We start from the raw sequence: 20,614 nt of genomic DNA, 5'->3' as shown, positions 1-20,614 counted from the left end.
CGGCGGGATGGGTGAACCCCGCGAGAGGCACCGGTTCGTGCCGGTATCGGCGTCCGTATGGTCGCGCACCGCGGACCGCGCGGCGATGAGAACACGCAGGGCGGCTCCGCCCGAGCAGAACCGATCATCCCAGGGCGGAATCGGACAATTCGCGACGCGCGGCGGGTTTGGGCGGGCGCCGGCGGGCAAGGCGCAGCCCATGACGCGAACCCCGTGGGGCATGCCGTGAGGGACGAGCGGCTTCCCCCGCCGTCGGCCGGGATCGCGCCCTCGGGGCCCGCGGGCGCCGACGGCGCCGGTCCGCTGCCGCGCGACCACACCCAGGCGATCCTGGAGACCACCAAGCACGTGGCCGCCCTCCTCAAGGCCTCCGGAAGGCCCTTCGCGCTCGCCGGCAGCGTGGCCGCGTTCGCCCACGGCCTCCCGGCCCGCTTCCAGCACGACACGGACTTCTGCGTCCGCCCCGAGGACTCCGCCGTGGTGGTCAAGGCACTGGAGGACGGGGGCATCGAGATGCGTCGCGCCCCCGAGGACTGGCTGGTCAAGGGGCGGTCCGGTGGCGAGGAGATCGACCTGATCTTCGAACTCGCGCGGCGTCCGGTCAGCACCGAGCTGCTCGCCCGGGCCGAGACCCGCCCCGTCGACTCGGTGTGGATGCCCGTACTGGCGCCCACCGACCTGATGGACGCCCGGCTCACCGCGCTCTGCGAGCATTACTGCGACTTCGGGGACCTGCTCCCGATGGCCCGCATGCTCCGGGAACAGATCGACTGGCGCCGCATGCACGAACGGCATCGCGACAGTCCGCTGTCCGACGCCTTCCTGTACCTCCTCGAACGACTCCAGGTCGTCGGCCCCGCGTCCCGGGAGGACACACCGTGACATCGAAGACATCGAACGAACTCATCGAGTACCGGCTCCAGCACCTACGGGAGCGCCTGGCGCGGGAGGAGATCTCCGAACTCGGCGTCCGCGTCGAGGCCCGCGGCGCCGGCGCCCTGGTCTGGGGGCGCGTCAACAGCCCGGGCTGCCGGGCTGCCGTGCTGCGCATCGCCGAGGAGGAGCTGACCGGCGTGCCCTGGCACCAGGACGTCACCGTCAACGGCTCCGCACCCCCCGATCACTCCGAGGACCTGTCGTGATCCGCGTGGCGGCCGTCGGGGACATCCACCTCGCCCCGGGCGCCGAGGGCCTGTTGAGGCCCGCGTTCGAGACCCTCGTGGACCACGCGGACCTGCTGCTCCTCGCGGGTGACCTGACCCGGCACGGCACCCCCGAGGAGGGCCGGGTGGTGGTCGGCGAGGTGGCCGACCTGCCCGTTCCCGTGATCGCGGTGCTCGGCAACCACGACTACCAGAGCGACCGGCAGGAGGAGCTCACCCGGGTGCTCACCGAGGGTGGCGTGACGGTGCTGGAAGGTGACGGCGTACGCGTCGACGTCGACGGCACCACGGTGGGGATCGCCGGCACGAAGGGCTTCGGCGGCGGGTTCGCGGGGCGCTGCGCCAGTGAATTCGGCGAACCCGAGATGAAGGACTTCGTCCGCTACACCCGACGCTGCGCCGACGGGCTCGCCCGGTCGTTGCGCGAGCTGCGGGAGGCGGGCAGCGACCTGCTGATCGCCCTGACGCACTTCTCGCCGGTGCCCGACACCCTCGCCGGGGAACCCCCGGAGATCTACCCCTTCCTCGGCAGCTACCTGCTCGCGGAGGCGGTGGACGCGCAGGGCGCCGACCTCGCCGTCCACGGGCACGCCCACCTGGGGACGGAGCACGGCCTGACGGCGGGCGGCGTGCGGGTGCGCAACGTGGCGATGCCGGTGATCGACCGGGCCTTCGCCGTCTACCGCCTCTCCGCGAACGGCATCGGCTGACGGGATCGACGCCCACCCGACGGGACCGCGCGACGCTCGCGTGAGGGGACCGATGACGCTCAGACCACGGTCAGCGCGGCGTGGACGGTCTTGCCCCCCGCCCGCGTGGGGTGGACGTCGACCTCGCGGGCGAGGTGCCCGACGAGGATCCAGCCCCATCCGCCGGTGCCGTCGAGGTGCGGCGGCCGTGGTTCCGGCGGCGCGGGGCTGGTGTCGGTGACGTCGATGTCGAGCACCTCCCCGTGCAGCGCCAGGTCCAGCGTGCAGGGCCCGTGCGTGTGCCGGACGGCGTTCGTCACGAGCTCGGTGACGATCAGCAGGGCCGCGTCCTCGACGGGGGCCGGCAGGGGGCGGGGGCGCCCGGTCCCGCGGTGCAGGAACCGGGACGTGGCCTCGCGGGCACGGGTGGCGGCGCGGGAGTCGGCGTCCAGTTCGAGGTGCAGCCGGGGCTGTGACCGGTGCGTGGGAGTCATGGCTCCTCTCCTGGACGAGGTCCGTCCTCTCCTCACACGAAGGCACGTTCCCCGAATCGGCCGTCCCATACCCCCGCGCGCGGTGCCGTCGCGCGGCACGTCCCGTCCGGACGCCCCCCGCGCCACCCCCGGGCTACCCGTCCGCGGGCCGGTCGGGGCGGGCCCGCAGCCGGCACAGTTCCACCAGGCGTTCCCAGGCCGGTACCGGTCTGCCGGTCTGGGCCGCCATGAGCGTGACGGTGACCAGCGCGTCGACGGCCGGGAGGACGGGCCCGTCGTCGTCCGCGTCGGGCGTCCGCAGCCCGCCGAAGGCGTTGACCTCGTCCGCGAGGGCCTCCAGGCGGGGGTCGTCGCGGTCCCAGCCGGCGGCGGCGTCGGCCGTCAGGTAGAGCCGTCGGAAGCCGGGGTCGTCGAAGAGGGCCCGCTTGCGCAGCGCCCACCCCGGCACCTGCTCGGGGTGCCTCGCCACCAGCAGGATCCACGTGTCGCGTTCGGTCCGCACCGATTCCGGGCTGAGTCCCATCCGGCGCAGCCGCTCCAGGAGGAGCACGACCTCCTCCGGCAGGAACAGGGCGTCGCCCGCGGACAGCTCGGCGATCCGGCTCCGGCGCAGGCGCAGCTCCCTGATCCGGTCCCGCAGCTCCTTGTCGATGTCCGCGACCGCCTCCGTGAACCGCTCGGGGGAGGCGCCCATCAGCTCCTCGATGCGGGCCAGCGGGACCCCGGCCTCCGACAGGGTCCGGATGCGCACCAGGGCGACGACCGCCTCGGCCCCGTAGCGCCGGTACCCCGAGGCGTCGCGCTCGGGCTCGGGCAGCAGACCCCTCTGGTGGTAGTGGCGGATCGCCCGCACGGTGACGCCGAGAGCGGTCGCGACCTGGCCGATCGTCAACATCCCTTTCCCCCCGGAAAATCGACGGAAGCAGCCGCTTGACCCTGACCCTGCGTCAGGGTCCGACGATCTAATCATGAACACGACGACGAACGACATCGCCGCCCCCGCCCCTGCCCCTGCCCCCGCCGCCGACCGCGCCGTCGCCCGGCTCGTCCTGGACCGGGCCGTGGCCGACGGCGGGGTCCCGGGCATCCTCACCGAGATCACGGACGAAGACGGCACCTGGGTCGCCACGGCCGGGGTCGCCGACACGACGACCGGACGCGAGCGCCTGCCGCACGACCGCTTCCGCATCGGGAGCACCACCAAGACGTTCACGGCGACCGTGGTGCTGCAACTCGTCGCCGAGGGCCGGATCGACCTCGACGACCCGGTGGAGACCCTGCTGCCCGACCTGGTGCGCGGCGCCGCCCGAGACGCCCGGGGGATCACCGTCCGGCACCTGCTCAACCACACCAGCGGGTTGTTCGACTACGTCCACGACCCCGTCATCGTGGCGCGGAGCACGGGCGAGCCGTTCCTGCGGCACCGCTTCGACGTCTACCGGCCCGAGGAGCTCGTCGGTCTCGCCCTCGCCCACCCGCCGCACTTCGCCCCGGGCGAGCGCTTCGGGTACTCCAACACCAACTACTTCCTGGCCGGGATGATCATCGAGCGGGTGACGGGCGCTCCGCTCGCCGACGCGTTCGCGGAGCGGATCGCCCGCCCCCTCGGCCTGACGGCGACGTACCTGCCGCGCGCCGGCGAGTCGGTGATCGAGGGACCCCACGGACGGCACTACTCGAAGCTGATGCTGCCCGAGCCCGACGCCACCGTCCACGACGTGACGGAACTCGACCCGTCCTGGGGCTGGGCCGCCGGCGGAGCCGTCTCGACCACCGGCGACCTCCTGCGCTTCTTCACCGCGCTGCTCGCCGGCCGGTTGCTGCCGCCCGCGCAGCAGGCGCAGATGTTCACCACGGTCACCACCGAGCAGTGGATCCCCGACACCGCCTACGGCCTCGGCGTCGCCTCGGTGAGCCTGCCGGGCGCGGTGACGGTGTGGGGGATGGGCGGCGCGATCAACGGCTCCTGGACCTACACCTTCGGCTCCCGGGACGGAGCACGCGTGGTGTCGGTCAACGCCAACGGGGACTGGAACTTCCCGATCGCGGCGTTCACCGAACTGCTCCGGGCCGAGTTCGCCCCGGAATCCGCCCCGGCATCCGCCCCCGGCTCCGCCGCGAGCCCGGTGGTGTGACCGGGCCCGCGGCGGGTCGCGCCGTCAGGAGCGCTCGGCGGCCACCTCGGCGCGCACCTCACGGGCCGCCGCCACCAGGTTCTCCAGCGAAGCCCGCGTCTCCGACCAACCGCGGGTCTTCAGGCCGCAGTCGGGATTGACCCACAGCCGCTCGGCGGGGATGGCCTCCAGGCCCGCCCGGAGCAGGGCCGCGGCCTCCGGTACGCCGGGCACGCGAGGGGAGTGGATGTCCCACACGCCCGGTCCGGCCTCACGCGGGTAGCCGTGCGCGGCCAGTTCGCGCGCCACCTGCATGTGGGAGCGGGCGGCCTCCAGGCTGATGACGTCGGCGTCGAGTGCGTCGATGGCCCCGACGACGTCGCCGAACTCCGCGTAGCACATGTGCGTGTGGATCTGGGTGTCCGGCCGCACCCCGCCGGTGGTGAGCCGGAAGGCCTCGGTCGCCCAGGCCAGGTAGTCGGCGTGGTCGGCGGCCCGCAGGGGCAGGGTCTCGCGCAGGGCGGGTTCGTCGACCTGGATGACCGAGGTGCCGGCCGCCTCCAGGTCGTTCACCTCGTCGCGCAGGGCGAGGGCCACCTGGCGGGCGGTGTCGCCGAGGGGCTGGTCGTCGCGCACGAAGGACCAGGCGAGCATCGTGACCGGGCCGGTCAGCATGCCCTTGACCGGCTTGGTCGTCTGCGACCGGGCGTACGAGGTCCAGCGGACCGTCATCGGCTCGGGGCGCGAGATGTCGCCGGCCAGCACCGGCGGCCGGACGTAGCGGGTGCCGTAGGACTGCACCCAGCCGTGCCGGGTGGCGAGGTAGCCGGTGAGCTGCTCCGCGAAGTACTGGACCATGTCGTTGCGCTCGGGCTCGCCGTGGACGAGGACGTCGATCCCGGCCTTCTCCTGGAAGGCGAGGACCTCGCGGATCTCGTCCTTGATCCGCTCCTCGTAGGCGCCGGCGTCGATCCGCCCCGCCCGCAGGTCGGCGCGCGCGGTGCGCAGCTCGTTCGTCTGCGGGAAGGATCCGATGGTCGTCGTCGGCAGCAGCGGGAGGCCCAGGTGGGCGCGCTGGGCCGCGCTCCGCAGCGCGTACGGCTGGGAGCGGCGGCCGTCGGCGTCGGTGACGGCCGCGGTGCGGGCGCGCACGGCGGGGTCGTGGGTCAGGGCGGAGCCGGCCCGGGAGGCCAGGTCGGCCCGGTTGGCCGCGAGTTCGGCGGCGATGGAGTCCGTGCCCCGGTCGAGGCCGCGTGCCAGGACGGTGATCTCCCGCGTCTTCTGGCGGGCGAAGGCGAGCCAGCGGGCGATCTGCGGGTCGATCTGGCGTTCGGCGGCGGCGTCCAGCGGGACGTGCAGGAGGGAGCAGGACGCGGCGACGTCCACCCGCCCGGCGAGCCCGAGCAGGGTGCCGAGGGTGGCCAGGGACCTCTCGTAGTCGTTGATCCAGATGTTGCGGCCGTTGACGACGCCGGCCACCAGGCGCTTGCCCGGCAGTCCGCCGGCCGCCGCGAGGTCGTCGAGGTTGGCGGCGCCCGACTCGGTGAAGTCCAGGGCCAGGCCCTCGATCGGCGCCTTGGCCAGGACGGGCAGGGCGTCGCCGAGCCGCCCGAAGTACGAGGCGACCAGCAACTTCGGGCGCTCTTCGGCGCCGCCGAGGTCGCGGTAGGCGCGGGCGGCGGCGTTCAGTTCGGCCGGGGTGCGGTCCTGGACGAGCGCCGGCTCGTCCAGCTGGACCCATTCGGCGCCGGCGCCGCGCAGGTCGGCCAGGACCTCGGCGTAGACGGGCAGCAGCCGGTCGAGGAGGGTGATCGGCTGGAAGTCGTCGGCCACGCCGGGTGCGGGCTTGGCCAGCAGCAGGTAGGTGACGGGGCCGACGAGGACCGGGCGGGCGGTGTGGCCGAGGGCGAGGGCCTCGCGCAGCTCGGCGACCTGCTTGGCGGAGTCGGCGGTGAAGACGGTGTCGGGGCCGAGCTCGGGCACCAGGTAGTGGTAGTTCGAGTCGAACCACTTGGTCATTTCGAGCGGGGCGACGTCCTGCGTGCCCCGGGCCATCGCGAAGTACCCGTCGAGGGCGTCGGCCTCGACGGCCGCGCGGTGCCGCGCGGGGACGGCGCCGACCATGACGCTGGTGTCCAGGACGTGGTCGTAGTACGAGAAGTCCCCGGAGGGCACCTCGTGGACACCGGCCTCGGCCAACTGCCGCCAGTTCGAGCGGCGCAGTTCGCGGGCGGTCTCCCCGAGGGCCTCGGCGGTGACGCGGCCCTTCCAGTAGCCCTCGACGGCCTTCTTCAGTTCCCGGTCCTGCCCCTGGCGGGGGTAGCCGTACACGGTGGCGCGTGTCGCCTCGGCTGCGGGCCTGTCTGTCACGGAACTCTCCTTCGCGAGATGTGTCCACAACATCCCGGACGACGGGACGCGGACGCGAAGGGACGACAGGACGCGCGGACCACGCCGCGGGGAAACACACCGCACGTGCCGCTCGTCGTGTACGCCGACCCGCCCACGAGGTCACCGGGATGTCCGCCCGCGGAATACGTCCGCGTGCGGGCAACGGGCAGGTCTTCGGACTCGCGGGCACGCCTGCCGGTCTCCCGGCGGGCACCTACTGGCCGTCGCTTCCCAGGACCGTTGTCCGGTCCCAGTGCGTATGACGGCGGTCGTTCCCGCTCACCGCTGCGGGGCAGTCCCGGATTCCCACCGGGTTCCCTCTTACGACGCATCCCGCCTGGCGGACGGGGCGAACCAGCTGCCCGGTCAGAGTACGGTCCGCCGTGCGCGCACGCGGCGCGCGTCTCGCCATGCGGACGGTGAGATGAGACACGGCCCCGGCATCCCGGTGCCGCGGCCGCCGTCCCGCCGCCCGTGCGGGCGGGGCGGCACGCGGACGGGGCGGGCAGCGGCACCACCCGCTGCCCGCCCCCGCACCGCGGCGCGCCGGACCCTCGGCCGGCGGCCCCGCGCCGGGCCCCTCAGCCCGGCCGTCCGGGCTCCTCGACCCGGTCGTACACGTGGAACCCGCGGCCGGTCTTGCGACCGAGCAGCCCCGCCTCCACCATCCGCGACAGCAGCGGCGGCGGTGCGTACAGGGGTTCCTTGAACTCGGCGTGGAGCGACTCGGCGATGGCGGCGACCGTGTCCAGTCCGATCAGGTCCGCGAGCTTCAGCGGACCCATGGGATGGGCGCAGCCCAGCTCCATGCCGAGGTCGACGTCCGAGGCACTGGCGTGGCCCGACTCCGTCATCCGGATCGCGGCCAACAGGTAGGGGACCAAGAGGGCGTTGACGACGAAGCCCGCACGGTCCCGGGAGTGGATCACCGTCTTGCCCAGGGTCCGCGTCGCGAAGTCCGTCACGGCCGTGACGGTGTCCGGCGCGGTGTGCAGGGTCGTCACGACCTCCACGAGCGGCAGGACCGGCACGGGGTTGAAGAAGTGCAGGCCGACGACGCGGTCGGCGCGACCGGCGGTGGCCATGCCGAGGCGCATCACGGGGATCGACGAGGTGTTCGTGGCGAGGACCGCCCGCGGATCCTCGACGACCTTGTCGAGCGCGGCGAACACCCCCGCCTTCGCCCCGGCGTCCTCGGGGACGGCCTCGACGACCAACTGCCGGTCCGCGAGATCGCCGAGGTCAGCGACGGCCGTGACCCGTTCGAGCGCCGACTCGGCGGAGATCCGGTCGAGCCCGCCCCGCTGCACCGCCCGTTCGAGGGAGACGGCGATCCGCTCCCGGGCGGCGCGGGCCGCGACCGCGTCCACCTCGCACAGCACGGTGTCGAGCCCGGCCCGCGCGCAGACCTCGGCGATGCCCGCGCCCATCCGTCCGCCGCCGACGACGCCCACGCGCCGCACGTCCCCGCTCACGCCCGACGCTCCGCGAGCCGCACGAGGTGGCGGCTGTAGGCCCCGGGCGTGAAGAACAGCGGCAGTTCGCAGGCCAGCGCCGTCCGCTCGAACAGCTCCCGGACCTCGTCCAACGCCGCCCACGGGTACTGGGCGCCCAACGCCGTGAGTTCCTCCTCCAGCAGGCGCAGCACCGTCTCGCGGTCGACGACCCGGTGGCGCAGCCACTGCCAGACCTGGACGCGGGCGATCTCGGCGGTGGCGGCGTCCTCCATCAGCCCGTCGAGGGCGACGGCCCCCCGACCGCGCAGCCAGGCGTCGAAGTACCGCAGCGCGACGGCGATGTTGGTGCGTACGCCGATCTCGGTCGGCGGCCCGCCGATCCGTCGTACGCAGAGCAGGTCGGAGACCGTCACCCGTACGTCCTCACGGGTGCGGTCGAGCTGGTGCGGCCGGTCGCCGAGCACCCCGTCGAACACCTCGCGGCACACGGGCACCAGAGCGGGGTGGGCCACCCACGAGCCGTCGAAGCCGTCCTCGGCCTCCCGCTCCTTGTCCAGGCGGACCTTGGCGAGCGCCGCCTCGTGGGCCGCCGGGTCCTTGGCCGGCACCTGCGCGGCCATGCCGCCGATGGCGTGCGCGCCCCGCTTGTGGCAGGTCGCCACGAGCAGCTCGGTGTACGCCCGCATGAAGGGGGCGGTCATGGTCACCCGGGCCCGGTCGGGCAGCAGGAAGTCGGTGCGGTGGCCGAAGGTCTTGATCAGGCTGAACAGGTAGTCCCAGCGGCCCGCGTTGAGGCCGGAGGAGTGCTCGCGCAGTTCGTGGAGGATCTCCTCCATCTCGAACGCGGCGGTGATCGTCTCGATGAGGACGGTGGCCCGGATCGTGCCCCGGGGGATGCCCAGCAGCTCCTGCGCGAGGAGGAACACGTCGTTCCACAGGCGGGCCTCGTAGCGGTTCTCCAGCTTGGGGAGGTAGAAGTACGGGCCGTGGCCGGCGTCGATCTGGCGCCGCGCGCAGTGGAAGAAGTAGAGGCCGAAGTCGACGAGCGGGGCGGGCACGGGGCGGCCGTCGAAGGACAGGTGTTCCTCGTCCAGGTGCCAGCCACGCGGCCGGACGACGATGGTGGCGAGCCGTTCGGGGTCGGCGAGGCGGTACTCCCGACCGTCCTCGGAGGTGAAGTCGATCCGTCGCTCGATCGCGTCGAGGAGGGTCAGTTGCCCGCCGATCACGTTGTCCCAGGTGGGGGCGGTGGCGTCCTCGAAGTCGGCCATCCACACGCACGCCCCGGAGTTGAGGGCGTTGACGGCCATGCGCCGCTCCGGCGGGCCGGTGATCTCCACCCGTCGGTCGGTCAGCCCGGGCGCCGGCGGGGCGACCCGCCACGAGGGGTCGTCCCGTACCGCCGAGGTGACCAGCGGGAAGTCGAGCGGGGAGCCCGAGGCGAGGCGGATGGCCTGGCGGCGGCGTTCCTTGAGGAGTTCCGCGCGCCGGTCGCCGAAGGCCGAGGCGAGCCGGCCGAGGAACTCCAGGGCGGCGGGGGTGAGGATCTCGTCGTGGCGGTCTCCGGGGGCCGCGAGGACGCGGGGGAGGGGATGGGCCGGTGCGCTGGTGGTCATCGGGTGCTCCTGGGCTGGGACGGGGGACGGGGGCGGGCGGGGAGAGGTTCGCCCGACCCCCGTGCGACGCCGGAGGGTGAGGCAGGGGCCGTGGAGGAGTCGACAGGGCCGGAGACGGCCTAGTGGAACTGCTCCTCTTCGGTGGAGCCGGTGAGCGCGGTGGTGGAGGAGGCGGGGTTCACGGCCGTGGAGACGAGGTCGAAGTAGCCGGTGCCGACCTCGCGCTGGTGGCGGACGGCGGTGAACCCGTGTTCCTGCGCGGCGAACTCGCGCTCCTGGAGGTCGACGTAGGCGGTCATGCCGTGCTCGGCGTAGCCGCGGGCCAGGTCGAACATGCCGTGGTTGAGGGAGTGGAATCCGGCCAGGGTGATGAACTGGAACCTGTAGCCCATGGCGCCCAGTTCGCGCTGGAACTTGGCGATCTGGTCGTCGTCCAGGGCGGCCTTCCAGTTGAAGGAGGGCGAGCAGTTGTAGGCGAGCATCTTGCCGGGGAACTCCGCGTGGAGGGCCTCGGCGAACTCGCGGGCCTGGGCGAGGTCCGGGGTGCCGGTCTCCACCCAGATGAGGTCGGCGTACGGGGCGTAGGCGAGGCCGCGGGCGATGACGGGGGCCATGCCGTTCTCCACGCGGTAGAAGCCCTCGGCCGTGCGCTCGCCGGTGGTGAACCGGGCGTCGCGCTCGTCGACGTCGCTGGTCAGCAGGTTCGCGGCGAGGGCGTCCGTACGGGCGATGATCAGGGTCGGGGTGTCGGCGATGTCGGCGGCGAGGCGGGCCGCGTTCAGGGTGCGGACGTGCTGCGAGGTCGGGACCAGGACCTTGCCGCCGAGGTGGCCGCACTTCTTCTCGGAGGCGAGCTGGTCCTCGTAGTGGATGCCGGCGGCGCCCGCGGCGATCATGGCCTTGGTCAGCTCGAAGGCGTTGAGCGGGCCGCCGAAGCCGGCCTCGGCGTCGGCGACGATCGGCGCGAGCCAGTCGACGGTGTCGCTGCCGCCCTCGGCGGTGGCGATCTGGTCGGCGCGCAGCAGGGCGTTGTTGATCCGGCGGACCACCTGGGGAACGGAGTTGACCGGGTAGAGGCTCTGGTCGGGGTAGGTGTGCCCGGCCTGGTTGGCGTCGGCCGCCACCTGCCAGCCGGAGAGGTAGATCGCCTGGAGGCCCGCGCGGACCTGCTGCACGGCCTGGCCGCCGGTGAGGGCGCCGAGGGCGTGGACGTAGTCCAACTCGTGGAGTTGGCGCCACAGGCGTTCGGCGCCGCGCCGGGCCAGGGTGTGCTCCTCGCGGACGCTGCCGGAGAGCCGGACCACGTCCTCGGCGGTGTACGTCCGCTCGATGCCCGCCCATCGCGGGTCGTCGGCCCACCGCCGCCGCAGCCCCTCGGCCGCCGCCGTCGTGTTCGTGTCTGCCATGACCGTCACCGTCTCCATGAGTCGATCGCGCCGCGCCCGCACGTCAAGGATGCGAAGCATTGGCACTCTGTGCCGTGAACTGGGATCGCGGCCCGCCGTCCCCGCGAGGAACGAGCTGAGCAATGGTGCCGAACCATCAGGCGGAAGCTGCCGGGATCGTCGATATCAGGGCGTGAATCGCGCCCGTTGCTTCCGTTCTGACCGCCGGTTCCGGCGGGCCGCAGGACGACTCTCCCAATGACACCGAGTGCCATCAAGCAGGGACGTCTGCCAAGTTCTGCGAATCTTCCCGGGCTGTTTTGCCAAGTCTGCCAAGGCCCACCCGCGCGGATCGCGGCGTAGGGTGACGCCGACGGACAGGGGGCACGGTGAACAAGAAGACCTACGCGGGTGCGCGGCTGAGGCGGCTGCGCGAGGAGCGGCGCATGAGCCAGGCCGATCTGGCCCGGGTCCTCGCGATCTCGCCCTCCTACCTGAACCAGATGGAGCACGACTCCCGGCCCCTGACCGTGCCCGTGCTGCTGCGGCTGACCGAGGCCTTCGGCGTCGACCCCGGCTTCTTCTCCGAACGCGACACCGGCCGGCTGGTCGCCGACCTGCGCGAGGCGCTCGCCGGGGAGGTCGCCGCGGCCCGCGTCTCCGCGTCCGACCTGGCCGAACTCGCCGGCCGGATGCCCGCGGTCGCCCAGGTGCTGCTGGACCTCGGCCGCCGCGGACAACGACTGGCCGAGGGCCTCGCCGGCGTCACGGACGGCCGCGACGGGGACGCCGGGGGGCCGCTCTCCCCGCACGAGGAGATCCGCGAGTTCTTCTACCGGCGACAGAACTACCTCCACGACACCGACCTGGCCGCCGAGGAGCTAGCCCGCGCCGTCGGGATCCGCCCCGGCGAGGTCGTCCGGGTCCTCACCGCCCGACTCGCGGACCGGCACGGCGTACGCGTCACCGTCGGCGCCGACCCGGCGCCGGACTCGGGCTCGGGCGGGGGCTCGGGCCCGGGTTCCGGCTCCCGCACCGGTTCCGGATCGGGTTCCGGTTCCGGTTCCGGCTTCGACGCCGGGCGGCTGCACCACTACGCGCGGTCCGCGCGCGTGCTGCACCTCTCCGCCCGCCTGCGGCCGGGACAGCAGGCCTTCCGGATGGCCACGCAGCTGGCCCTGCTGGAGTACGGGGACGAACTGGACCGGCTCGCCTCGCAGGACTTCCCGGCCGGCTCCACCGCGCACGGCCTGGCCCGGATCGGCATCGCCAACTACTTCGCGGCCGCGCTGATCCTCCCGTACCGCGCCTTCCACACCGCCGCCGAGGAGTTCCGCTACGACATCGAGCGGCTCACCGACCACTTCGGCATCGGATACGAGACCGTCTGTCACCGCCTGAGCACCCTGCAACGCACCGGGTTGCGGGGGGTCCCCTTCTCCTTCGTCCGCGTCGACCGGGCCGGGAACATGTCCAAGCGGCAGTCCGCGACCGGATTCCACTTCTCCCGCGCGGGAGGCACCTGCCCGCTCTGGAACGTCTACGAGGCCTTCGCCGCGCCGGGCCGCATCCACGTCCAGGTCGCCGCCATGCCCGACGGGCAGCGCCACCTGTGGACCGCCCGCGCCGTCACCCGCCACCGCGGCGGCTGGGGCGAACCCGGCAAGACCTTCGCCATCGGGCTCGGCTGCGAGATCCGCCACGCCGCCCGGCTCGTCTACTCCGACGGCCTCGACCTGGACAACACCTCCGCCGACACCCCGATCGGCATGGGCTGCCGGCTCTGCGAGCGCCTCGACTGCCCCCAGCGCGCCGTGCCCCCGCTCGGACGCCCCCTGGCCGTCGACGAGAACACCAGCACCTTCATCCCGTACCGGGTGGCGGACCGCCCGCGCTGAGCCCCGCCCGCAGGCCGGAACACGGTCCGTCCGGGTGGAGGAGCGCTCGTGCGGAGCGGGAGGGGGTGGACTTACTAGGACGTCCAACTATATGTTCCTGACAAGCCCGCGGTGCAGGGAAGCCGGTGTGAATCCGGCGCGGTCCCGCCACTGTGACCGGGGAGCGTGCTTTTCAGCGGTTCAGGCCACTGACGGAACCCATCCGTCGGGAAGGCCGGAGAGCACGTGACGATCCGGGAGTCAGGATACCGGCCGCGGGGTGTTCCGTGTTGTCCACGAGGATGGAGCAGACACGCATGGCACCGGTACGTGACCACGGCCCGGGCGATCCGGCGGAGTACCCGAACGGCGAGGCCCTGTCCCCGCGTTCGTGACTCGACGGGGGCCCGTGCGCCCCCGCCTGTCCCGCGGTCGGAACCGCGGCGCGCACCCCGATCGGTGCACCGCCGCGCCCGCGCCGCGCCCTCCTCGGATCCTCACCTGACGAGAGCAGGCTTCGATGGTCCGTGAACTCACCCACTTCATCGGCGGAAAGCACACCACCGGCACGTCCGGGCTCTTCGCCGACGTCCACGACCCCAACACCGGGGCCGTCCAGGCCAGGGTCCCCCTGGCCGGACGCGCCGACACCGAGGCGGCCATCGCCAACGCCGAGGAGGCGCAGGCCGAATGGGCCCGGTGGAACCCGCAGCGGCGCGCCCGCGTCATGCTGCGCTTCCTCCAGCTCGTCGAGCCCGAACGCGACGCGCTGGCCCGACTGCTGTCCTCCGAGCACGGCAAGACCGTCGCCGACGCCCACGGCGACCTGCAACGCGGCCTGGAGGTGGTCGAGTTCGCCGCCGGCATCCCGCACCTGCTCAAGGGCGAGTTCACCGACAACGCCGGCAGCGGCATCGACGTGCACTCGCTGCGCGCCCCCCTCGGCGTGGTCGCGGGCATCACCCCCTTCAACTTCCCCGCGATGATCCCGCTGTGGCAGGCCGCACCCGCCCTGGCCTGCGGCAACGCCTTCATCCTCAAGCCCTCCGAGCGCGACCCCTCCGTACCGCTGCGCCTCGCCGAACTCTTCCTGGAGGCCGGCCTGCCGCCCGGCGTGCTCAACGTCGTCAACGGCGGCAAGGAGGCGGTCGACACCCTCCTGGAGGACCCCCGCGTCCAGGCGCTCGGCTTCGTCGGATCCACCCCGATCGCCGCGCACATCTACGCCACCGCCGCCGCCCACGGCAAGCGCGCCCAGTGCTTCGGCGGCGCCAAGAACCACATGATCGTGATGCCGGACGCCGACCTCGACCAGGCCGCCGACGCCCTCATCGGCGCCGGCTACGGCTCCGCCGGCGAACGCTGCATGGCCATCTCCGTCGCCGTCCCCGTCGGCGAGGAGACCGCCGACGCGCTGGTCGCCAAGCTGAAGGAACGCATCGCCGCCCTGCGCATCGGCACCTCCGACGACCCGGACGCGGACTTCGGGCCCCTCGTCAGCCGGGAGGCCCTCGAACGCGTCGAACGCTACGTCGGCATCGGCGCCACAGAGGGCGCCGAACTCGTCGTGGACGGACGCGGCTTCACCCTGCCGGGTCACGAGAACGGCTTCTTCGCCGGCGCCACCCTCTTCGACCGGGTCACCCCGCGGATGCGGATCCACCGCGAGGAGATCTTCGGCCCCGTGCTGTGCGTCGTACGGGCCGCCGACTACGAGGAGGCGCTGCGCCTGCCCAGCGAGCACCCGTACGGCAACGGCGTCGCCATCTTCACCCGCGACGGCGACACCGCCCGCGACTTCACCCGCCGCGTCAACACCGGCATGGTCGGCGTCAACGTGCCCATCCCGGTACCCGTCGCCTACCACACCTTCGGCGGCTGGAAGCGCTCCGGATTCGGGGACCTGAACCAGCACGGGCCGGACTCGATCCGCTTCTACACCCGCACCAAGACCGTCACCTCGCGCTGGCCCTCCGGGGTCAAGGAGGGCGCGAGCTTCACCATCCCGACGATGGGCTGACGCCGTGTCCACGAACCTGCTCAGCAAGGACCAGCTCGCCCTGGCCGAGGTCACCCTCGACTTCGCCCAGGAACAGCTCGCCCCGCACGCCCTCGCCTGGGACCGCGACAAGCACTTCCCCGTCGACGTCCTGCGCCGGGCGGCCGACCTCGGACTCGCCGGGATCTACGTCGGCGAGGAGTCCGGCGGCTCCGGACTCTCGCGCGCCGACGGCGTCGTCATCCTCGAAGTGCTGGCCACCGGCTGCCCCTCCATCGCCGGCTACCTGTCCATCCACAACATGGTCGCCTGGATGATCGACCACTACGGCGACCCGGAGCAGCGCGCCCGCTGGCTGCCCGACCTCTGCGCCGCGCGGACCCTCGGCAGCTACTGCCTGACCGAGCCCGGCGCGGGCTCCGACGCGAGCGCCCTGCGCACCCGCGCCGAGCGCGACGGCGACCACTGGGTCCTGACCGGCGTCAAGCAGTTCATCTCCGGCGCCGGTTCCTCCGACGTCTACGTGGTCCTGGCGCGCACCGGCGGCGAGGGCCCGCGCGGCATCTCCGCCTTCGTCGTCGAACGGGGCGACGCGGGCCTGTCCTTCGGGGCGAACGAACAGAAGATGGGCTGGAACGCGCAGCCCACCCGACAGGTGGTCCTCGACGGCGTCCGGATCCCCTCCGACCGGCGCCTCGGCGCCGAGGGCGAGGGCTTCCGCATGGCCATGACCGCCCTCAACGGCGGCCGGCTGGGCATCGCGGCCTGCTCGCTCGGCGGCGCCCAGAGCGCCCTCGACCGCAGCCTCGCCCACCTCGCCGACCGCGAAGCCTTCGGGGCGCGCCTGCTCGACGCGCAGGCCCTCCAGTTCCGGCTGGCCGACATGGCCACCGAACTGACCGCCGCCCGCGCGCTGGTCCGCACCGCCGCCGAGGCCCTGGACCGGGGCGACCCGCAGGCCGCGCAGCTGTGCGCCATGGCCAAGCGGTTCGCCACGGACACCGGCTTCACCGTGGCCGACGAGGCCCTCCAGCTCCACGGCGGCTACGGCTACCTCAGCGAGTACGGCATCGAGAAGATCGTCCGCGACCTGCGGGTGCACCGGATCCTGGAAGGAACCAACGAGATCATGCGCGTGATCGTCGCCCGCGGCCTCACGGGGAGCCTGCGATGACCCTCCCCTCCGCCCCGCCCGGGGAAGAGCGCGTCCTGCTGCGCGTCGAGGGCCACGCGGCCCATGTCGTCCTCAACCGCCCCAAGGCCCTCAACGCCCTCGACCACACCATGGTGCTGCGCATCGCCGAGGCCCTCGACGCGTGGGAGCACGACCCCGCCGTACGGACCGTGGTGGTCTCCGGAGCGGGGGAGCGCGGCCTGTGCGCGGGCGGCGACATCCGCGCGATCCACGAGGACGCCCGTACGGGCGGCACCGCCTCGGCCGACTTCTGGCGCGACGAGTACCGGCTCAACGCCCTCATCGCCCGCTACCCCAAGCCCTACGTCGCCCTCATGGACGGCATCGTGATGGGCGGCGGCGTCGGCGTCTCCGCCCACGGCAGCGTCCGGATCGTCACCGAACGCTCCCGCGTCGCCATGCCCGAGACCGGCATCGGTTTCGTCCCCGACGTCGGCGGCACCTACCTCCTGGCACTGGCGCCCGGCGAGCTCGGCACCCACCTGGCACTGACCGGCGCCCCCGTCGGCGCCGCCGACGCGCTGCTGTGCGGCCTCGCCGACCACTTCGTACCGTCCGACCGGCTCGCCCCCCTGACCGCGGCGCTCGCGCACTCCTCGGTGCGCGAGGCCCTCGCCCCGCACGTCGCGGAGCCCCCGCCCGGGGAACTCGCCGAGCGGCGCGCGTGGATCGACCACTGCTACGCGGCCGACACGGTCGAGGAGATCGTGGACCGGCTCCGCGACAGCGGCCTGCCGGCGGCCGAGGAGGCGGCCTCGACCCTCGCCGCCAAGTCCCCGACGGCGCTCAAGGTCACCCTCGCCGCCCTGCGCCGGGCCCGCCTGCTCGGCCCGCTGGAGCGGGTCCTGGAACAGGAGTACCGGGTCTCCCTCGCGGCCCTGCGCTCGCCCGACCTGGTCGAGGGCATCCGCGCGCAGGTCATCGACAAGGACCGCGCCCCCCGCTGGTCGCCCGCCGACCTCGCCTCGGTCGGCGACGAGGACGTCGCCCGCTGGTTCGACCCGCTCGACGCGGAGCGCGAGCTGCGCCTCGCCACCACCGACTCCCCCCAGGAGGTGCCCTGGTGACCACCGTCATCGCCTTCATCGGCCTCGGCCACATGGGCGGCCCGATGGCCGCCAACCTCGCCGCCTCCGGCCGGCGCGTGATCGGCTTCGACCTCGTGCCCGCCGCCCTGAGCACGGCGGTCGCCGCCGGGGTGGAGCCGGCGGACTCCGCCGTCGCCGCCGTCGCCGAGGCGGACGTGGTGATCACGATGCTGCCGGCCGGCCGACACGTCCTCTCCCTCTACGGGGACGGCGGACTGCTCGCCGCGGCGAAGCCCGACACCCTGTTCGTGGACTGCTCCACCATCGACGTGGCCGACGCCCGCGCCGCCCACGAGGCGGCCGTCCGCGCCGGGCACCGGGCGCTGGACGCGCCCGTCTCCGGCGGGGTCGTCGGCGCCGAGGCCGCCACCCTCACCTTCATGGCGGGCGGGGGAGAGCGGGAGTACGCGCGGGCCGAGCCGGTCCTCGCCGCCATGGGCAGGAAGAGCGTCCACTGCGGCGGGCCCGGCGCCGGACAGGCCGCGAAGATCTGCAACAACATGATCCTCGGCATCTCGATGATCGCAGTCGGAGAGGCCTTCGTGCTCGGCGAGAGCCTCGGCCTGTCCCCACAGGCCCTCTACGACGTCGCCTCCACCGCCTCCGGCCAGTGCTGGGCGCTCACCACCAACTGCCCCGTCCCCGGCCCGGTGCCCACCAGCCCCGCCAACCACGACTACCGGCCCGGTTTCGCCGCCCCCCTCATGGCCAAGGACCTCGGCCTCGCCGCCAACGCCCTGCGCGCGGCCGGCATCGACACGGGCCTCGGCCCGCGCGCCGCCGAGATGTACGCCGCCTTCGCCGCCGGCGCCGGAGCCGACCTCGACTTCTCCGGCATCGTCCACACCCTCCGCCCCGACGCGACCGACCAGAACGGAACCACCCCGTGACCGAGTCCCCGCACGAGACGATCACCGTCGAGCGCAAGGGCCGCACCGCGCTGCTCACCCTCGACCGGCCGAAGGCCCTCAACGCCCTGAACCTCCGGGTGATGAACGAGGTCGTGGCCGCCGCGGAGGCCCTCGACCGGGACCCCGACATCGGCTGTCTCGTCATCACCGGCTCCCCCCGGGCCTTCGCCGCGGGGGCCGACATCAAGGAGATGCAGCCCCAGGGGTACATGGACATGTACCTCAGCGACTGGTTCACCGCCTGGGACCGCCTCGGCGACCTGCGCACCCCCACCGTCGCGGCCGTGGCCGGCTACGCGCTGGGCGGCGGCTGCGAACTGGCCATGCTCTGCGACATCCTCCTCGCCGCGGACACCGCCGTCTTCGGCCAGCCCGAGATCAAGCTCGGGGTGATCCCGGGCATCGGCGGCTCACAGCGCCTGACCCGCGCCGTGGGCAAGGCCAAGGCGATGGAGCTCTGTCTCACCGGCCGCACCATGGACGCCGCGGAGGCCGAGCGGGCCGGCCTGGTGTCCCGGATCGTCCCGGCCGACGAGCTGCTCACCGAGGCCCTCGCCGTGGCCGAGACGGTGGCCGCCATGTCGGCGCCGGTCGCCATGATGGCCAAGGAGGCCGTCAACCGGGCCTTCGAGACCACCCTCGCGGAAGGGGTCCGCTTCGAGCGCCGGCTCTTCCACGCGGTCTTCGCCACCGCCGACCAGAAGGAGGGCATGAGCGCCTTCGTGGACAAGCGGGCGGCGGAGTTCAGGCACCGCTGACCCGCCGCCGGGCCGCGCGGCGGCGCCGGTGCTGTGAACCGGCTGTGAACAGGTGTGCGGGAGGGGTCCGGCGTACGGGTGAGGTGCCAACACGTTCTATATTCGTACGAACCATCCACGCGCGGCCCGGCTGCGGTGATCAGGGGGTACGAGGGAGATGGCCGATACCGACACCGCTCCGGGCAGCCGGGCGGAATCCCGCAGCGACCGCAAGGTGCGCCGCAAGGCACGCAACCGGCGGCGCCTCGGCATCGGCATCGCGGTGCTCGCCCTCGGCGGCGCCGCCGCCGGGGCGTACGCCGTCGCGTGGGGCGGCGCCTCGGACTCCGCCCGCGGCGACGCCAAGCTCGGGTCCGGAACGGCCGACGGGGCCGCCGCGGCCAAGGGCGCCGAGGAGCCCTGGGACGGCAAGGTCAAGGTGCTCGGCGACGGCTCCACCTCCTACACCGGGCCGCAGCCGGGCCGGCTCAAGCCGGAACGGCTGAAGCCCGGCGAGAAGCCGCCGCAGTTCGTGGTGTTCTCCTGGGACGGCGCGCTGGAGGGCGACGACCACCTCTTCTCGCACTTCCGCAAGGTGGCCCGGGAGAGCAAGGCCCACATGACCTTCTTCCTCACGGGCATCTACCTGCTGCCCGAGAGCAAGAAGTCGCTCTACAACCCGCCGCAGCACGGCCAGGGCGCGGCCGCCATCTCCTACCCGACCGTCCCGCACATCAAGACCACGCTGGAACAGCTGCGCGGCGCCTGGACCGACGGCAACGAGATCGGGTCCCACTTCAACGGGCACTTCTGCGGCCCCAAGGGCGGCGGGGACTGGAGCCCCGAGGAGTGGAAGAGCGAGATCGACCAGACGTACTCGTTCATCAAGAACTGGAAGACGAACACCGGCTTCACCAAGACCGCGCCGCTGCCCTTCGACCCGGACCGGGAGGTGGTCGGCGGTCGCGCGCCCTGCCTGGAGGGCCAGAAGAACCTGCTGACCGCGATCAAGCCGTACGGCTGGCGCTACGACGCGAGCTCCTCGGGCGACTTCCAGCTCTGGCCGTCGAAGCAGAACGACATATGGAACTTCCCCCTGCAACTCGTGCCTTTGCAGGGCAAGGAGGTGCAGGTCCTCTCCATGGACTTCAACTTCCTCTACAACCAGTCCGGCGAAAGCACCCAGGGCGACCCGGCGAAGTTCTCGGCGTGGCAGGCCCAGGTCCGCGGCTCGTACATGAACGGCTTCAACCGCGTCTACAACGGCAGCCGCGCGCCGATGTTCATCGGCAACCACTTCGAGGACTGGAACGGCGGCATCTACATGAAGGCCGTCGAGGAGACGATGCGGGAGGTCTGCCCCCGCCAGGACGTGAAGTGCGTGTCCTTCCGCGAGCTGGCCGACTGGCTCGACGTCCAGGACCCGCAGGTCCTGGCGCGCCTGCGCCTGCTGGACCCGGCGCAGGCCCCGGAGTGGAAGACGCTGGTCAAGTAGGGG

17 protein-coding genes and 2 riboswitches are annotated in these 20,614 nt (G+C 73.1%); of the genes, 11 read left to right on the top strand and 6 right to left on the bottom strand.

The features are described from left to right. The first annotated feature begins 225 nt into the window (after positions 1 to 225). Genes ACZ6ZI_RS05700 through ACZ6ZI_RS05690 form a run of 3 tightly spaced genes read left to right on the top strand, consistent with a single transcriptional unit; the run spans position 226 to position 1,873 of the window. On the top strand, positions 226 to 882 hold the full coding sequence (locus tag ACZ6ZI_RS05700) for a nucleotidyltransferase family protein (protein WP_469516461.1): 657 nt from the start codon (positions 226 to 228) through the stop codon (positions 880 to 882). Further along, the gene (locus ACZ6ZI_RS05695; RefSeq protein ID WP_469516458.1) at positions 879 to 1,142 is read left to right on the top strand and encodes a hypothetical protein; all 264 of its coding nucleotides are present in this window, start codon (positions 879 to 881) and stop codon (positions 1,140 to 1,142) included. The genes ACZ6ZI_RS05700 and ACZ6ZI_RS05695 overlap by 4 nt, the downstream gene beginning before the upstream one ends. Next, positions 1,139 to 1,873: a metallophosphoesterase family protein gene (locus tag ACZ6ZI_RS05690; RefSeq protein WP_469516457.1), complete on the top strand. Its 735-nt coding sequence runs from the start codon at positions 1,139 to 1,141 to the stop codon at positions 1,871 to 1,873. The genes ACZ6ZI_RS05695 and ACZ6ZI_RS05690 overlap by 4 nt, the downstream gene beginning before the upstream one ends. 59 nt (positions 1,874 to 1,932) lie before the next feature. Here the strand turns inward: ACZ6ZI_RS05690 and ACZ6ZI_RS05685 are convergent, their stop codons facing one another. Together ACZ6ZI_RS05685 and ACZ6ZI_RS05680 are read right to left on the bottom strand one after the other, a co-directional pair. Next, entirely contained in the window at positions 1,933 to 2,346 is a 414-nt protein-coding gene (locus ACZ6ZI_RS05685) for an ATP-binding protein (protein ID WP_469516454.1), read from the bottom strand. Positions 2,347 to 2,479: 133 nt separating this feature from the next. Next, positions 2,480 to 3,241: a MerR family transcriptional regulator gene (locus ACZ6ZI_RS05680; RefSeq protein ID WP_469516451.1), complete on the bottom strand. Its 762-nt coding sequence runs from the start codon at positions 3,239 to 3,241 to the stop codon at positions 2,480 to 2,482. Between the two features lie 73 nt (positions 3,242 to 3,314). Here ACZ6ZI_RS05680 and ACZ6ZI_RS05675 point away from each other — a divergent pair, with 73 nt between their 5' ends. Continuing rightward, entirely contained in the window at positions 3,315 to 4,481 is a 1,167-nt protein-coding gene (locus ACZ6ZI_RS05675; RefSeq protein ID WP_469516448.1) for a serine hydrolase domain-containing protein, read from the top strand. A 24-nt stretch (positions 4,482 to 4,505) separates the two neighbouring features. On the opposite strand, the gene metE is transcribed toward ACZ6ZI_RS05675, so the two are convergent. The 4 genes from metE to aceA all read right to left on the bottom strand — a co-directional run bounded on the left by metE (position 4,506) and on the right by aceA (position 11,330). Then, on the bottom strand, positions 4,506 to 6,830 hold the full coding sequence (metE, locus tag ACZ6ZI_RS05670; protein ID WP_469516445.1) for a 5-methyltetrahydropteroyltriglutamate--homocysteine S-methyltransferase: 2,325 nt from the start codon (positions 6,828 to 6,830) through the stop codon (positions 4,506 to 4,508). A 169-nt stretch (positions 6,831 to 6,999) separates the two neighbouring features. After that, a riboswitch (cobalamin riboswitch) is annotated at positions 7,000 to 7,225 on the bottom strand. A gap of 207 nt (positions 7,226 to 7,432) precedes the next feature. Then, positions 7,433 to 8,326: a 3-hydroxybutyryl-CoA dehydrogenase gene (locus ACZ6ZI_RS05665; protein WP_469516442.1), complete on the bottom strand. Its 894-nt coding sequence runs from the start codon at positions 8,324 to 8,326 to the stop codon at positions 7,433 to 7,435. Then, positions 8,323 to 9,924 carry a malate synthase A gene (gene aceB, locus ACZ6ZI_RS05660; protein WP_469516440.1) on the bottom strand — a complete coding sequence of 534 codons (1,602 nt, stop codon included), beginning with the start codon at positions 9,922 to 9,924 and terminating at the stop codon, positions 8,323 to 8,325. Before aceB ends, ACZ6ZI_RS05665 begins: the two co-directional genes overlap by 4 nt. A 119-nt stretch (positions 9,925 to 10,043) precedes the next feature. Next, positions 10,044 to 11,330 (bottom strand): isocitrate lyase, encoded by a 1,287-nt coding sequence (gene aceA, locus ACZ6ZI_RS05655; RefSeq protein ID WP_469516437.1) that lies wholly within the window; start codon positions 11,328 to 11,330, stop codon positions 10,044 to 10,046. Positions 11,331 to 11,755: 425 nt separating this feature from the next. Between aceA and ACZ6ZI_RS05650 the strand changes: the two genes are divergently transcribed. The 7 genes from ACZ6ZI_RS05650 (at position 11,756) to ACZ6ZI_RS05620 (ending at position 20,611) form a co-directional block, all read left to right on the top strand. Further along, entirely contained in the window at positions 11,756 to 13,207 is a 1,452-nt protein-coding gene (locus ACZ6ZI_RS05650; RefSeq protein WP_469517640.1) for a short-chain fatty acyl-CoA regulator family protein, read from the top strand. A gap of 92 nt (positions 13,208 to 13,299) precedes the next feature. Further along, a riboswitch (cobalamin riboswitch) is annotated at positions 13,300 to 13,478 on the top strand. Positions 13,479 to 13,706: 228 nt separating this feature from the next. Continuing rightward, a complete protein-coding gene (locus tag ACZ6ZI_RS05645) occupies positions 13,707 to 15,206 on the top strand; it encodes a CoA-acylating methylmalonate-semialdehyde dehydrogenase (RefSeq protein ID WP_469516435.1) in 1,500 nt (499 codons plus the stop codon). A gap of 4 nt (positions 15,207 to 15,210) precedes the next feature. Further along, on the top strand, positions 15,211 to 16,359 hold the full coding sequence (locus tag ACZ6ZI_RS05640; protein WP_469516432.1) for an acyl-CoA dehydrogenase family protein: 1,149 nt from the start codon (positions 15,211 to 15,213) through the stop codon (positions 16,357 to 16,359). Then, entirely contained in the window at positions 16,356 to 17,447 is a 1,092-nt protein-coding gene (locus ACZ6ZI_RS05635; protein ID WP_469516428.1) for an enoyl-CoA hydratase/isomerase family protein, read from the top strand. Before ACZ6ZI_RS05640 ends, ACZ6ZI_RS05635 begins: the two co-directional genes overlap by 4 nt. Continuing rightward, complete coding sequence (gene mmsB, locus ACZ6ZI_RS05630; RefSeq protein WP_469516425.1) at positions 17,444 to 18,358, top strand: 3-hydroxyisobutyrate dehydrogenase; 915 nt, start codon at positions 17,444 to 17,446, stop codon at positions 18,356 to 18,358. Before ACZ6ZI_RS05635 ends, mmsB begins: the two co-directional genes overlap by 4 nt. Then, positions 18,355 to 19,137 (top strand): enoyl-CoA hydratase, encoded by a 783-nt coding sequence (locus tag ACZ6ZI_RS05625; RefSeq protein WP_469516423.1) that lies wholly within the window; start codon positions 18,355 to 18,357, stop codon positions 19,135 to 19,137. The genes mmsB and ACZ6ZI_RS05625 overlap by 4 nt, the downstream gene beginning before the upstream one ends. Positions 19,138 to 19,294: 157 nt before the next feature. Further along, the gene (locus tag ACZ6ZI_RS05620) at positions 19,295 to 20,611 is read left to right on the top strand and encodes a polysaccharide deacetylase family protein (protein WP_469516420.1); all 1,317 of its coding nucleotides are present in this window, start codon (positions 19,295 to 19,297) and stop codon (positions 20,609 to 20,611) included. Positions 20,612 to 20,614 lie beyond the last annotated feature (3 nt).

The organism is Streptomyces sp. NPDC103540 (assembly GCF_055584445.1).
This window is presented reverse-complemented; position numbering and strand designations above follow the sequence as displayed.